This window comes from Brevibacillus laterosporus, assembly GCA_007833815.1.
GTDB lineage: Bacteria > Bacillota > Bacilli > Brevibacillales > Brevibacillaceae > Brevibacillus_B > Brevibacillus_B laterosporus_D.
On record CP033464.1, the window covers coordinates 4,433,043 to 4,446,871 of the forward strand.

General features: G+C 32.9%; 24 protein-coding genes. 1 reads left to right on the plus strand and 23 read right to left on the minus strand.

Annotated features, from left to right (window positions below; translation table 11 throughout):
• Positions 1 to 8: 8 nt before the first annotated feature.
• The 9 genes from EEL30_21650 to EEL30_21690 all read right to left on the minus strand — a co-directional run bounded on the left by EEL30_21650 (position 9) and on the right by EEL30_21690 (position 5,136).
• Positions 9 to 1,019 carry a hypothetical protein gene (locus EEL30_21650; protein ID QDX94650.1) on the minus strand — a complete coding sequence of 337 codons (1,011 nt, stop codon included), beginning with the start codon at positions 1,017 to 1,019 and terminating at the stop codon, positions 9 to 11.
• Positions 1,020 to 1,028: 9 nt separating this feature from the next.
• Positions 1,029 to 2,126: a hypothetical protein gene (locus EEL30_21655; protein ID QDX94651.1), complete on the minus strand. Its 1,098-nt coding sequence runs from the start codon at positions 2,124 to 2,126 to the stop codon at positions 1,029 to 1,031.
• Between the two features lie 173 nt (positions 2,127 to 2,299).
• Positions 2,300 to 2,560, minus strand: a complete 261-nt coding sequence (locus tag EEL30_21660) for a hypothetical protein (GenBank protein ID QDX94652.1) — start codon at positions 2,558 to 2,560, stop codon at positions 2,300 to 2,302.
• Entirely contained in the window at positions 2,557 to 2,796 is a 240-nt protein-coding gene (locus EEL30_21665) for a hypothetical protein (protein ID QDX94653.1), read from the minus strand. Before EEL30_21665 ends, EEL30_21660 begins: the two co-directional genes overlap by 4 nt.
• A gap of 19 nt (positions 2,797 to 2,815) precedes the next feature.
• The gene (locus EEL30_21670) at positions 2,816 to 3,541 is read right to left on the minus strand and encodes a hypothetical protein (protein ID QDX94654.1); all 726 of its coding nucleotides are present in this window, start codon (positions 3,539 to 3,541) and stop codon (positions 2,816 to 2,818) included.
• A gap of 30 nt (positions 3,542 to 3,571) precedes the next feature.
• Positions 3,572 to 3,832, minus strand: coding sequence for a hypothetical protein (locus EEL30_21675; GenBank protein ID QDX94655.1), 261 nt, complete (start codon positions 3,830 to 3,832; stop codon positions 3,572 to 3,574).
• A gap of 116 nt (positions 3,833 to 3,948) precedes the next feature.
• Positions 3,949 to 4,347: a hypothetical protein gene (locus tag EEL30_21680; GenBank protein QDX94656.1), complete on the minus strand. Its 399-nt coding sequence runs from the start codon at positions 4,345 to 4,347 to the stop codon at positions 3,949 to 3,951.
• Complete coding sequence (locus tag EEL30_21685) at positions 4,334 to 4,627, minus strand: hypothetical protein (GenBank protein QDX95854.1); 294 nt, start codon at positions 4,625 to 4,627, stop codon at positions 4,334 to 4,336. The genes EEL30_21680 and EEL30_21685 overlap by 14 nt, the downstream gene beginning before the upstream one ends.
• An 80-nt stretch (positions 4,628 to 4,707) precedes the next feature.
• Complete coding sequence (locus tag EEL30_21690) at positions 4,708 to 5,136, minus strand: hypothetical protein (protein ID QDX95855.1); 429 nt, start codon at positions 5,134 to 5,136, stop codon at positions 4,708 to 4,710.
• A gap of 368 nt (positions 5,137 to 5,504) precedes the next feature.
• Between EEL30_21690 and EEL30_21695 the strand changes: the two genes are divergently transcribed.
• A complete protein-coding gene (locus EEL30_21695; GenBank protein QDX94657.1) occupies positions 5,505 to 6,185 on the plus strand; it encodes a hypothetical protein in 681 nt (226 codons plus the stop codon).
• 226 nt (positions 6,186 to 6,411) lie between these two features.
• Here EEL30_21695 and EEL30_21700 read toward each other — a convergent pair whose 3' ends face one another.
• The 14 genes from EEL30_21700 to EEL30_21765 all read right to left on the minus strand — a co-directional run bounded on the left by EEL30_21700 (position 6,412) and on the right by EEL30_21765 (position 13,826).
• Entirely contained in the window at positions 6,412 to 6,648 is a 237-nt protein-coding gene (locus tag EEL30_21700) for a hypothetical protein (GenBank protein QDX94658.1), read from the minus strand.
• 31 nt (positions 6,649 to 6,679) lie between these two features.
• The gene (locus EEL30_21705; protein QDX94659.1) at positions 6,680 to 6,862 is read right to left on the minus strand and encodes a hypothetical protein; all 183 of its coding nucleotides are present in this window, start codon (positions 6,860 to 6,862) and stop codon (positions 6,680 to 6,682) included.
• Between the two features lie 30 nt (positions 6,863 to 6,892).
• Positions 6,893 to 7,339: a hypothetical protein gene (locus tag EEL30_21710; protein ID QDX94660.1), complete on the minus strand. Its 447-nt coding sequence runs from the start codon at positions 7,337 to 7,339 to the stop codon at positions 6,893 to 6,895.
• A complete protein-coding gene (locus EEL30_21715; GenBank protein QDX94661.1) occupies positions 7,332 to 7,586 on the minus strand; it encodes a hypothetical protein in 255 nt (84 codons plus the stop codon). Before EEL30_21715 ends, EEL30_21710 begins: the two co-directional genes overlap by 8 nt.
• A 506-nt stretch (positions 7,587 to 8,092) precedes the next feature.
• Complete coding sequence (locus EEL30_21720; GenBank protein ID QDX94662.1) at positions 8,093 to 8,491, minus strand: hypothetical protein; 399 nt, start codon at positions 8,489 to 8,491, stop codon at positions 8,093 to 8,095.
• A gap of 27 nt (positions 8,492 to 8,518) precedes the next feature.
• Entirely contained in the window at positions 8,519 to 9,193 is a 675-nt protein-coding gene (locus EEL30_21725; protein ID QDX94663.1) for a DUF1273 family protein, read from the minus strand.
• Positions 9,194 to 9,217: 24 nt separating this feature from the next.
• Complete coding sequence (locus tag EEL30_21730; GenBank protein ID QDX94664.1) at positions 9,218 to 10,156, minus strand: hypothetical protein; 939 nt, start codon at positions 10,154 to 10,156, stop codon at positions 9,218 to 9,220.
• Between the two features lie 37 nt (positions 10,157 to 10,193).
• Complete coding sequence (locus tag EEL30_21735) at positions 10,194 to 10,547, minus strand: hypothetical protein (GenBank protein QDX94665.1); 354 nt, start codon at positions 10,545 to 10,547, stop codon at positions 10,194 to 10,196.
• Positions 10,547 to 10,978 (minus strand): hypothetical protein, encoded by a 432-nt coding sequence (locus EEL30_21740; GenBank protein ID QDX94666.1) that lies wholly within the window; start codon positions 10,976 to 10,978, stop codon positions 10,547 to 10,549. Before EEL30_21740 ends, EEL30_21735 begins: the two co-directional genes overlap by 1 nt.
• A gap of 15 nt (positions 10,979 to 10,993) precedes the next feature.
• Positions 10,994 to 11,902 (minus strand): hypothetical protein, encoded by a 909-nt coding sequence (locus EEL30_21745; GenBank protein QDX94667.1) that lies wholly within the window; start codon positions 11,900 to 11,902, stop codon positions 10,994 to 10,996.
• 94 nt (positions 11,903 to 11,996) lie between these two features.
• Entirely contained in the window at positions 11,997 to 12,620 is a 624-nt protein-coding gene (locus EEL30_21750) for a hypothetical protein (GenBank protein QDX94668.1), read from the minus strand.
• A gap of 59 nt (positions 12,621 to 12,679) precedes the next feature.
• A complete protein-coding gene (locus EEL30_21755) occupies positions 12,680 to 12,895 on the minus strand; it encodes a hypothetical protein (GenBank protein ID QDX94669.1) in 216 nt (71 codons plus the stop codon).
• A 36-nt stretch (positions 12,896 to 12,931) separates the two neighbouring features.
• Positions 12,932 to 13,609 carry a hypothetical protein gene (locus EEL30_21760; protein ID QDX94670.1) on the minus strand — a complete coding sequence of 226 codons (678 nt, stop codon included), beginning with the start codon at positions 13,607 to 13,609 and terminating at the stop codon, positions 12,932 to 12,934.
• Positions 13,610 to 13,625: 16 nt separating this feature from the next.
• Complete coding sequence (locus EEL30_21765; protein QDX94671.1) at positions 13,626 to 13,826, minus strand: hypothetical protein; 201 nt, start codon at positions 13,824 to 13,826, stop codon at positions 13,626 to 13,628.
• Positions 13,827 to 13,829 lie beyond the last annotated feature (3 nt).

Sequence of the window (13,829 nt, forward strand, 5' to 3'; positions counted from 1 at the left end):
AACAATAGTTACATCTTCTTCATCTTTTCAATAACTTCTTTGAGTTGAGATGCCATTAATGGATCATTGTATTTCTCAACACCTTTTTCCTTCATTAGCTTACCAATCTTTGATTTGTTTTCTGGATCGGTATCCCCTAGTCTCTTATATAAATCTTTAAACTCTTTCACAATTGTTTCAAAATCTTCTTGTTCTTTTTTCATACCTTCCATATTAGTTTGAATAGTTTTATCATAATTGGAATCAATTATCTTTGCTTTCGAATTTCGCTCAATATATTCTTTAAAGTTTTCATAAGTCACATTTTCAATTTTTGTACCGAGTTTATATGTATTTGTAGTATCCTTTTCAACATCAGCGCAATATTTATATTCTCCTGTCACAATATCTTTTTCTTTATAGAAACGAAACACGACATCGAATGTATGTTCAGCGTTCTTGCGTAAGTCAGGCTTTTCTCCAATTTTAATCCAGTTATCTCCTGATTTTTGTTTTACGTCCTCTTTATGTGCAACTGCAATTACATTGATACCTTTTGCAGAAGCTTGAGCAATGAAATCATCTAGTCGTACTACATTTAGTTTGACTTTCCCATGACCACGCATAGAAATGGTTTGATCATCAACGTTACCGCCTTTTTTACGAGCACGTTCCTCTTCAACTTCCATTGCACTAACTTGAACAGAATTATAGACTTTAGTGTAAGAATCAACAGTAAATGTCTTACAAATTTTTGGGTCTTTTAATACCTGCTCCATTAGTTCTACTACATCATAATAATTTGAGGTATCAGCAATACCAACAATATTATCTTTAAAACGTGGGTTTGATTCGTTCACTCCAATTTTAGACTCAGAATCAACAACTGCATTTTTAGGAAATGTAAGTGCCGTCCACGATTTCCCTGAACCATTTTCTCCATAGAATAGGATCTTCAAGCCTTGCTTACGTTCTTCTGGTTTACGAAATTTTAAAGTCAAATTTTTACACTCCAATTTAATGTTATTTTTATTTAATATGTATAAACCTTATTCTAATTCATCTAAAAAGGAGAAATCGTCATCTTTCAATTGATTAGATGCAATAACTACTGGTTCTGGTTCTTTATCTAAATTATTCAGATCATCCAACGTGTACTCAGTATCGCTATAGTCGGCTTTTATTTTATTAGTATCTCTATCTTTATTAACTACTGGTCGAATTACTGTCATTTCATCTACATAGTCACGATTTACATACATCTTGAGAACTTCTTCTTTGGTATAAATACCATCATTGATTAACTCAATTACTTCAAGTGGAAAATCCTCTTCTTTAACTTGACCAGATACATAGCCAACACTGTACTTTCCTTCTAAACGAATGCGTCTAACGTTATCTCCATCAACTTTATAAAATTTCTCAATAACACTCCGAACCTTCTCTTTGTTTTCTGGTGTGCTACGTATCACTAGTGGGATATGCAGAACTGTCAACTTCTTCTTAACTTTTTGAATTACTTTTGCTTTCAGCGTAGCTATGCCTTCTTCTTCCCACTTATCATCAATTAACGATTCGGTTGTCAATAGTACATTTTGATAAAATTTAAATCCAAGTGTTGTCGTATCGTCTTCTGGCAATAAATAAATTGATTGAATTTGGAACTCCTTGTTTAGAGAATCGTTATACGGACTATATTTTGTTCTACCCCATACAGACAACTTCATTCCCGTTTCAAGTCGTGGCTTAAGGAAATTAATTGCATCGTAAAGAGTTAAAAAGTTGTTGTACTCCCATTCCTTCTTGCCTTCTGACTTTTCTACTTTTCGTAGTGCCACACGAATATAAGATGATTCGTCTACATACGAAAGAATTTCAGAATTATTTCGGTCGGCAAAAGCAATTTGAAGCTGCTCTTTGCTGTCTTTGATTTGTGCAAAGATTGTTTTTCCATTTATTGAATCAAATCCATCCTGAGCATTTAAATAAAAACTCTTTCCATTACCATCTTCCATTTTCATATTGATCCTAGAGTAATTCCATGTAGGTGTATTTTTACCTTTCAGATCAATTTGGAACGTGTCTGGCGTTATAGTTATGAAGCCCTTAACTTCGAAATTACCAAACGTTTGGTTTTGATTAGCCATTATATATCCCCTTCTGTTTTTTAATTTTTTATTTTTTTATAAACTTCAGGAGGACTCTTGTTCAACTCTATCCCACTCAATCACCTCTCTTATAAAATTAATAATATCACACCGACATATCTTATGTAAATACATATTTTTATTTTATATTTCACCCTAATGAAATGAATTTTTCATTTGGTTAAGTACGTATTAATTCTGTAATCAATACCTTCGCTCAATAGTGTAAAATTTTCATGAAAATCATTATGAAGTCCAAATCCTATTGCGTACTGCATACTTATCCCATTTAAACTCTGAAACCAATATCCGATTTCTTCCCCCTCATAAAAAACTATTACTCCCATACCCCAACTGTCCAAGTCAAACTTAAGATTGTGTTTATCAACCACCTCTTTCAATTCTGGATGCTTTTTGACATAATACTCAGTCATGCACCTGACTCACTTCCATATAAATTTTTTATCTTAACTAATTCTCCATTGTGACAAAGAAATATTGTACTCAAATCACCTTTATCATCAATAACATATAACTCTTCTTTTTGTCCTCTTTTTAATTCATATACCTTTCCTAATGTCACGCATGATAACGTTTCTTTACATTCCCAATTAGAATCAAAAGTAGCTTTCCAGTGTGTAGCCTCACTAAGACTATTTGTAGAGTTCATGTGTCTTTCTCTTTCCATTTTATTTTGTTTTCCCTTTTACATGGAAATTCTCAAATCCATTAAACTCTCTTATGTATGCCAAAACCTTTTCTACATATTCTTTATATTTATAATTACTACGTCTAATCGCCTTAGTCAAATGCGGATATTCATCCCTTATATCCTTAAAGTAACTTGCTTCCAAAGAATATCTATCTCCGTAGTTATCTCCACCTAGAGTACGAACTATTAGTTTTGTTTGCCTATTAACTTCATCAATCCAAACGCAATTTATCATGTGAAAGCTTTTATCTTGGTCAAATCTTGGTTTGCTGATTTGATAAATGACGCCATTTCCATAGTAATAAACAGCATTTTTATTACTGTATAGCCCTTTAGGAATTGTAACTTTATGATTATCAATCATTTTAGTTTCAAGTTTTGTTTTTTCTCTACTTTCGATAATGTACAATTTCTTATTTACAGTTCTAAATGCATCACTAATTGCTAACTTAATAATGTTCTTACTAGAATCTCTGATTTGCAATTCATTAACTAATTGGCGGACTAACTCTATATCTTCAAGATTATTCATCAATTCTTCTTTCATGCAACCTCTCCTTTGCCATTTTCCATTAAACTCATAAAATTTTAAGCTCTGTTTTCCTCTTATCGCAGCATACTCTTTCTTAAGGATAATTTTTGAGCCATTATGAAATTGAATTGCACTCTTAATAATTTCTTCCTCCTTACATTGATTGATCATCTTTTCCAAAATTCGATGATGAGTCCTTTCTTATTTAACTAATTCATATGTAGCTTCGAAAATGTCTGGTTTACATGGATATTTTTCACCTTTAATGCCTGTGATAATGTAATCACCATTTCTAACAGACATCTGTCCTTCTAGTGTCTGGATAAAATATCTTCCATCCGCATCTGTTTTATTAAACCAAGCTTCAGACACGCTTGCTAGGTCAAATACACCTTCAACATCCATTCCTTCGAACCACTGTACTGCTTCAATAACTACAGGTTTTTTACGATATTTAGCCATGACCATTCCTCCTTTGGTTGTCTGATAAAAACATCATTTTATTGCGAGTTACTATTCCTAATGCCTCGAAAATTTTGAAGCACACGTTCTCAGCATATGTATTAATCTGCATATAATCATCCTTTTAACTGATAGTCCCTAATGTAGCCAAGATACTGGTCGCTGATTTCAAATGAAACTCTTATCTCATCAAGATTCATTGGTCTATATTCAATACAACACCCACACCAATATCTATCTTTTAACTCCACAGTCAATCCGTTCAACCATACATCTCTTATCTCTTCAATTACTTTGTCATGTGCTGGGCAAATGACTTTAAACATCAGACCTCCCTTATTTGGTTTCTTTTGTTGCTGAAGGTGCATTAAACATTCCAGCACATCTGATTCACTTTCATTGATTGATTTGGCTAAATAAGTTGAGGATATGTATTTATGATTTTGTTTTGCTAATTCCTTGATTTCATCCTCAATTTTCCAAAGAACCTGACACTTCTCTTTACTTAATATCACCCTCCACCTCTTTCTCCTCTCTAGCTCTCTTAAATCGTTCAGCAGCTTCTCTTCTTTGCTCATCTGTCATCTCCCGTCCTTTGCTTTTGGATCTGAAAGACACCTGCCTAAAAGCTACTTCTTTGTAATGATGTCCCCCATCCTTATCAATCTGAAACGGCTCTATTCCAGCTTTTCTTAACCTTGTGATAATTGGCGGCTGTAACGTGTAAATTGTCCACATTTTAGTCTCATCATCACATGTCAATACTGTCTCACGTTCATATGCTGTATACGAAATATCAAATCCCCCTCCATTTGCTTTCATTTAGACTCTTACTCTAATTGCAGTATTCATTTATACATCAATTACTTCTATGTTTATCCTTGCACTTGGTGAAGCATCTCCTCGTTAATTTCATTTATTTTGCTTTCATAGTAATTTACTTTGTCGATTTTAGCTTGTTCAAATCTCTTAAGAATTTGCTTACATTGTCGCCAATAATGTTTAATGCATTCCTCTTCACTAAAGAAGATGTTTAATGAAACTCCCGTATAATGCCGATATCCTGTGTTGTCATATGGTGCAATAATTCTACTCGACGACTTACCTTTTTTATTCAAGGGTCTAAAATGATGTTCAGAATAATATACATTTTTATTCCTTGGTAAGTCACTATTACTAAATACCATTACCTTTTGTGGTTCCACATGACGAATCGGTTGCTGATCTATGTTGTTAAAACGATAATCACATATGTATACAATATCTCCAGCTTTTAGCTGCTCATTTATCTCATGATATAGCATTTCTTCACTCACCTTTACAAAGCTCATTGACAATTGCGTGATAGTACTTCGGGAATCTCCTTTTGATGGCTTGCTGAAGTAACTCAATGTCCCTATTATTGCATTTCTCAGGGTTAAGCTTCATTTGAACAACAATAAAGTCATACATCCAAGAAATAAGATTTACTTGCGCCTTGTCCATTGCATCTATCTCCTGTAGTGACTCACGTTTTATACGTATCTGATCGTATACTTCGTCAGGGACATTATCATTAGATTATTCCTTTTTATGCTTATACAAAACATATCAACCTTTTCTTGAATATTGGTATTTATTAGTTGATAATAAAAGATATAACATTATTTTCTATAATACTAAGGAGGAAATTATGAAAATACAAAAACACCTCGCAATCTCTCTCTCTATCTTATCTATCATTAGTGCCAATGCAGGGACTAGCTTTGCAGCTCAACTACCTGTAAAAAAGGCAACAGTTCAGACTAATCAAAGCCAAATTGTGAGAGATAAGATATTCAAATTATCAGACCCTACTTTGAATGGAGCGATAAAAGACGGCAAGAAAACTTCAGAACAATATAACTTATTTATGAAATCATACGACCTTCCTGTAATAGAAAACAAGATCAAGCTTTTTAATCCAACGGCAGAAGTTGTTACCCCCTATAATCTAGTATTCTCAGAGTCTTACTACTATAATCAACAAATGAAACCTTATACACTAGCTCAGGCTAAACAAACGGCAGCTAGTTTTAAGGGCTACATACCTTTTTCCATAACTACATATGGCAACGATGTAAATTACTTAGATTCATCTAGCGCAGTCCTCAAACAAGGCAATAAGGTCATTCAACCTTTATCTATTGATGGTAAAGATGAAATGCCATCATATACAGAATACTATCCTAAAACACCTTCATATAGAGCAATTATCGTAGCTTCTTTCCCATTAGATCAAATTGATTTTTCAAAGGAAGCAACATTAGTATATATGTATGCAGGGCAAGAGCTATCCGTTTCATATAAAGTCAACTTTGGATTATATAAATAGGGATTTTAAAACGATTTAAATACTACCTATCATTTGTTTCTATATAGTTTAACTTTATAGTCAGCGATTTTTTGTTTGGTGTATTGCATGTTTACGGATAATGGGAAAACCGGAATCCAATCATGTCGTCAAATTGTTCGGTTTTCTGTACGACCTCACTTTGACGACATGATCCCAAACCTCAAAACTTTATTTCTCACATTCTAGTGCCTCCTTAATCATATATTTAGTCAACAGTTCTAATCATATAAGACTCTACATTAGGAACTGGTATGTAGCCTTTCATCATTCTTGTTTGAAAAGGTATTACTTTCCGTTCATTTTCCCATGACTGCACTTGAAATTTACTTATCAGCTTTTCTACATTTTGTATAGACATTTCTCCAATTACTCCTTCGTTGTAGATGGAACATTCCTTTATTGTTGTACCATCTTTCAATACAATGTCTACCACCAGTACCACCACCTATCCCCCTAATGAAATCCTTCTTTTATCATGTTGTTGCTGCTGAAGTCAGAAAAAATATTATTGCTGTAAATATTCCAACACTTTGTAAGTAACTAAACTGAGGTATCCCAAATATCAGGCAAACACCTTGTACAGCCAGTCCACCTAATGCAAAAATTAGAATTATGAAGAGAAACATTACTGTTATATCTTTTGTTTCCTGATCCATTAGCGCATCTCTTTTCCGTAAAATATACTTTTATTTGCTTGTATCCTTTAAGCCAACTTCGATTACTTTTTGTAAGAACATTTTTTTCTCTTGTGTTAATTCTACGCTCGACTCTTTTAGTTCAAATTGCCATGGATGTCTATATGCCGTTTCAATTAACTCTCTAAAACTAAAAGCGCATTCTCTTATCCCTAAGTCAGCATTAGGAAGAACATACTGATATTCATAACATTCATCAATGTAATAGTACTGGTTCGCAAGAACATCATAAAGTGTATTAAATTCACCTCCTCTTTCATTTCCATACATACATTTGGTGTTTATATAAATTTCTCCAATATCATCAACATGTCGTTCAATACTGGCTTTTAACTCTTCAGCCTTTTTATACTCCTCTTCCTCACTTCTTTCGCTCAACCAAGGTTTTTCAGGTATGACGACCACTTCACTAATATTAGTTTTCTTTATTTTAATCATTTTCTATATCTCCACTATTTTTATTTTTTATATAAACAGTCACATAAGATAAAATCTGAGATGGCATGCCATATGGTCTTTTATTTTTAAATACGCAATGTTTGACCTTCAAAACTTCAAAATTACCTATCATATCATCTACGTTAATGTCTATAATTTCACCTACTCTTGGTATTACATTTGCTTGATACTCAAAGCTACTTTCGTCCTCAAATTTCAATTCAACTTCAATACTCGTATCTCTCATGATTTACCTCCATTGAATAGATTTTTTTTTTATTCATATCAAAATAAGCCTCTGTTGATAATCATTCGATATTCATAATCAAGATAACCGAACTCTTTACTTTGTTTCGAATTACTCTCATATTTTAACCAATCAGTCCATTGACAAATTAAGCCATTTTTCATTAAATTTGCCTTATTTAATAATTAAAGCCCATTTCGCATTTGCAATTTCTTCTATAGTAAAGTCTACAAATTTTTGTTTTCCATATTCTTTGCAAAATACTTGACTTCCCACATTTGGCACATCAATAACAATTTTTTGACCTTCCAGATAGAGCCTCATAGCTTCACTACAGTCACTTCCTGTTTTTCCAAAATCGTTTTTATTGGGAGTATTACCTCTCCCTCTAAAACTCTTATGAATAATTCATTTGGCAAAAGGTTGTTGAGCAATGTTTTCAATTCACACAACCTTTTTGTCGTTTCTGAACTCATTAATTCCCCTTCAAATTTTTGATAAAATATTCATTTCATCAATTTTTCTCTGTAACATTTCACTGAGCAAAAATCTCCTGTTCCACTTGGATATCCAAAAATAAGTTTAAAATTAATTCCGCAATTCTTACAATTATCATGAGGAAATTCTATTGCTTCTTCATACCTTACATATCCATCTGACATGTTCTTATCTATTTTTACATCGTATCCCTTCCAAGAATAGTGCACTATGCGATTCTGTGATTCTTTACGTATGTATTTTTCAAAAATATAAGGTGAAACTGTAATGCTCTTTCTCCAATCAGGTTTTTCTCTCCATTTAGTTACCTCTCGAAGCTTATCGCCTAGTTCTTCATTTCTCTTTCGTAATTTTTCATTCTCATATTCTAACTCTCTGACACGTCTCTTGCTCCAAAATGAAATCAATCCTAATCTCTCCATTTCATATGATCATTAGCAATATCCCATATAACTTATATCTAGTTCAAAATCATAGTTTGGATGTAATCGATAGACTACTCGGCTATCAACGCTCTTTCTGGCATACCAGAGACAATTTGCTGTACCACCTTTATTTCCATCGTATACAGCAATTACAACACTACTACGATCAATCATATGCTCATTTCTCTTTTGCAATTTAGTAGGATGATAGTCACCAGTAACAGTGTCTTTGACTATGTATTCGTTTAAGGTATCTACGTATATTGCCTCATCTGCTAGATCAAACATTTTTCTATACCATTTCTTTTGCTCGACACTCCATACCTTATCTTGATTTTCAAAGGGTACTGACAGTATGTTTTGGATATGTGGATATTTACTCTTCAGGCGATGAACACAATAAAATGCTAATGTATCAGTCCCTAAAGCTCCACCCGAAATGAAACGAGTTATACCTTCTTGTTTAATTACAGCTTCTATCGTCTCTATTAATTTCTCTTTTAACTTCATCATTGTAGGATTCTTCATATCATAGCCACCAAGTTTGTCCGGTCTATGCCCAGTAAAACAAGCTGTCTTCTTACGTAGTTCTTCTTTTAGTCGCTTACGTTCTACTTTAGCGGCTTGCTCAAGCTTATACTCCTCTGAGTTTCTTTGTTCAAGAATCTTCCTGAAATCTACCAAACACTTCACCTCTTAATTTGTGATTTATATTTGCAAAATCCCCTCTAATACATCACTAATTACTTTTTCATTTAATTGACAACCAGCAGCTTTAGCGTGACCTCCGCCACCGTATTTCCGTTTTGCTATATCTCCTAGATGGAAATCATCTTTAATTCCCCGATAACTAATTTTCTTATCACCCATATTGACCATTACAATAAAATCAACCTCTGGGTGATTCTTAGCAAGTTCATTACCTAGCTCTGAATGATATCGTTCCGCAAAAACTATACCAGCGACACCATTGGAATCGTTCTTTACTATTAGCTCTTTTTCTTTTTGTTCTATGTATTCCTTAATTCTCTTTTCCTCAATATCTAGTAGCATTTTCTCTGATCGACTGAAGTCTACAATTTGTACTAATTCGAATCGCTCAATAAATTTGTCTCTACCTATAATAGTAAGCAAATCATTCAACTGTTTTGCATGTTTATCTTTAAATTTTGTATTCCATTCCCATGTGTCAAATCGTCTAACTAGCTCAACAAACCGTAAAAGATCTGAAATATTAATTTCATAATTCTCCCATATGTAATGGTAAAAGAGACTTGTTCCACTAGATTTCATGTACTCTTCGGGAGGATAGATGCTTATTTCCAAATCATTTACTTCTGCCCAGTCAAATTTATTAAGCCACTTTGCGGTTACATGGTGGTCAATCAACTTGTATTTATCTTTTGCTCTAAGATCCCTTGATATTGAAAAGTCGATTAAATTTGCTACTTTTTCATTAACTGATATGTCTGTAATAAACACCTTATCGTAGTGCCTATATTGCTCAGTAGCAGTAAATTTTTCTATTTTCAAGTTAATCTCATCGTAATTACAATATTCAACATCTACATCTTGAAATGCACATTTTGCTACAATAGCACAGCCAACACCGTCTAAATCTGTATGTGTAAATAGTTTAACTTTCAAAAAATAAGCCCCCTTTTTATCTGATAAAACACGTCTTTTAATAGATATCTTCAAATGTATTGCCAATTACCTCACACTCACGAATTAATTCAGCCGTATGATGTTCTCCCTCTTCATATGGATCACTATAATGTGGATCGTGCAAATAAAAGTAAGCTTGCTCAGTAAGCCATTTAACGATAAGTTGCCCATAAAATTCATGATGTACTATGTACTCCTCATAGACCTGTTTGTTATTTTTATCAGGAATGCCAACATTTTTTAAAATAGCAACCTCTTTGGTAGCAATACCATCTAAATAATCTCTAAAATCTTTGTAAATTCCATCGTTAGTTATAATCACATCTTTTGTAATCCATTTTTGTCTATTATCATCCCAAGCTAAAAACATCAACTCAGCCTACTCTCTTTATTGGTATCATAAATCTTCTGAAGCTCCTCAATCATGCCCTCTATTTTAAATTGTTCAACTTCCCAAACTCTGCTACCGCACCAGCTTTCCCAGTTGCAATATAAGTCGATCTCAAATGATTTACTATATTTTTGTTTATTATCTAACTTTATTACCCCAAAAAACTTGTGTAGCACACTGATCACATCTTCTTGATTCATACTGTAACACTCATCAACCTTTTCACTCATCTCAAATTGAATGAAAGCAATTAATGCATCCATGTGTATAGGATTAATTCTTGATTGAACGTATAGTGTTCTTTTCTCAATGTCATATGTATGTGATAGCCCATATGTATAGATCTTATCTGAATAGATTGATATACCATGCTTTAAGCACTCTACTATTTGCTTTCCTGTGTTCATCATTACCACTCCTCTTGATTAGGCAGCATGGCTTAAAAAAATAGTTTTTACTAGGTCTGGCAACAATCTACTCAAGCTTTTACGCATAATTTTTTCTTCGTATTCTTTTGGTAAGTAATCACTTTCCTCTTTTAATAAATCCTCGTAAATCCTAACGTTTAGATTCTTTAAAATTACACCCATGTCCTCAATACCGAAATTTTCATCTAGAATTCCTTCGTCAACTAGCTTATACAAGAACTTTTCAACTCTTGCCTGTGTTACATAATGCTCAACAAATAACATCTCTGGAGTCTTTAATTGATTTGGGTCTTTAGGTGCTTTTTGTTTTTGTACTTCTCGAAAACTGTCAGTCACCAATTTCACAAATAATTGCTTTCCAAATCTGTCTTTATAGTCAATATTCTTTACGACAATCCCTTCTCCGGTTTCTAAATCACCAAGCTTACCGCCAAGCAATGTTTTGCCAACAAATGACTTAAGATGTTCATATCCCTTATACTCTCCTTGATAAAATACAGGAACAGGATTTAAATCTAGCCGTTCAGCTTCTTCTATAACCATCGAGAAATCTACATATTCATTTGTGTATGTATTATAAATATCAAATAAGAAAAATTGTTTTTCATATTTTGTATACTTTACCTTATGTGGATTCAGCCATTCACCAAAGTAAATACCGCCAATACATAATTCATTTGGGTTAAGCTGCTGAGTCCATTGATAAAAGCCGCCCAATGTATTTTCTTCATCTAGTTCAGTATTACGTGAGAAGGCACGAATTTTTCCACTGTTCTCATCAAACATAAAAGAGGCATTAGCTCCATCTATTTTTTCCTGTATAACAATCTGATCACCTTCATTTAAAACTCCAACTGTAGTTTTATGACCATAACGAATTATATCCATATACTTTTTACGTTCCATTCAAAAATACCTACTTTCTTAATTTTTATTTTTTATTTAATTCAAAATCATAAACTTAAATCGTGAATAAATGTTATCCAATTAATCCAATCATTTATTTGAAATAATCAATATTATTGATAAAGCTGATTTTCCCATCGTCAATTTTTACAAATTCGGTGATAACAGTATCCCAATCCCTTAAAGATTTATCTTTATATTCATCAGTCTCTTCGTCATACTGCTCGAACCAGTATTCAACACCATCATCAACGCTCGTATTTTTAAATACAAAGTACGGATACTCCTTTTCATCATTATTAAATATGTCATCAGCAATTTGATTAAATCTTTCTGCGATATGTTCAAGTGCTAAATATGAAACACCTTCATCAGTTAGATGAAACTTATTGTTGTTTACAAGGAAATCTTTAATTCCCTGTGCTACTATTTCCTTGTCTTTCGAAAAGAAAATTTGTTGCATTGAAAGTTCCCAACAAATACGATCAGAGACACTATCACAATTATTAATAATTTCGTTTAACTGCCGTTGCAATTGATCTCCCCCGAATCCGATAATGCCTTTCTTATAGCCATATGGTGTTTGAATTTCATCATACATATATTTTTCCAGTAACACATCCCAAATAATTGGACTAAACAACCAAGAATTTTTGTATTCTTCATCTACAACACCGTTAAAACTCTGATCTAGCAAATAAATACTACTACTGCTCATTTTCATCCCTCTTCATTTTTTATTTTATATGTACCAATTAAAATCACTATTTCATCCTATTAGATTTCCCAATCTATCCATTTATACTGCTTCGCTTTTATACATGCTTCTTCCGTACTGATAGAATAGGGATAATGATTTTTTAGAATATCCTCTGATGGAAAATAACCAGTTTCTTTATCCCAACACACTACATTGTCCTCTAAAAACTCTAAACCACCTATATACCACCCTGCTGCGGATTCTTGGCGAACATTTCTGATTACTCTATTCAAAAGTTCACTTTACACCTCTCTATTAAATTTCCATTTCTAACTATTAATAGTCCACTGAATAGAAAAATCGTTATCCCAGCATGCGCTTTTGGTTATATAGTCTTGATTTTGAAATTCCCTAAAAAAACCATATTTCAAATCATTTTTCAGGTCTTCTTCAATAGTTACATCGTTATCAATCTGTTCATGTAAATCTGTAATATTATCCGCTACATATCCCCCTTTTCTACCATCGCAACAGCTCCATTCAATACAATATTTATGTAATGATCTAACAGTATTAAGAAGAATAGATTTTAGTTCATTAGAATAGCCGAATCGTTCTTGATTAATATTTATACTTTTAAAAATATTACCATTTTCATGTCGCTTAACTGCCGCCATCCAATCACATAACATTTCAACGATATCCATTAGATTCATATCTTGAATACCATTCTGATGATATTCTGGGTGATGACTATTATTTGCATAGTGATGATTCAACGCTGGCTCAATTGCCTTCAGTTGAGCTTTGTATTCTTCTGATCCATATGTAAGCTTTTTTAAATTTGGTGTAACTTGTTCAAAAATAAGCATTTCTTCATCGCTAAACTTTGAATAATCATGACTGACTCCTCTCTTGAATAGCTCTGATGAAAATTTATTCAACTCATTTCCAACTTGACGCTTATGCTCTAGAACTCCTGCAATGTGATTACTTGTAAATTTCATTTCTAACCCCCATATTTCATTTGTTTACTAAGCCATAACTCTCCATTTGCATTAATTCATGTTCACGTACAGTTTTCTCACGTTTGCATTCAGTACAGTAAAGAACAAATCTATCGTCACCCGACACTTCAATATACGAATTAATATATTGGACATGAATGTCATTCAATATCCAACTATGTTTGCATTTTGGTTTTTTTCTAAATATTGAAAACATAAT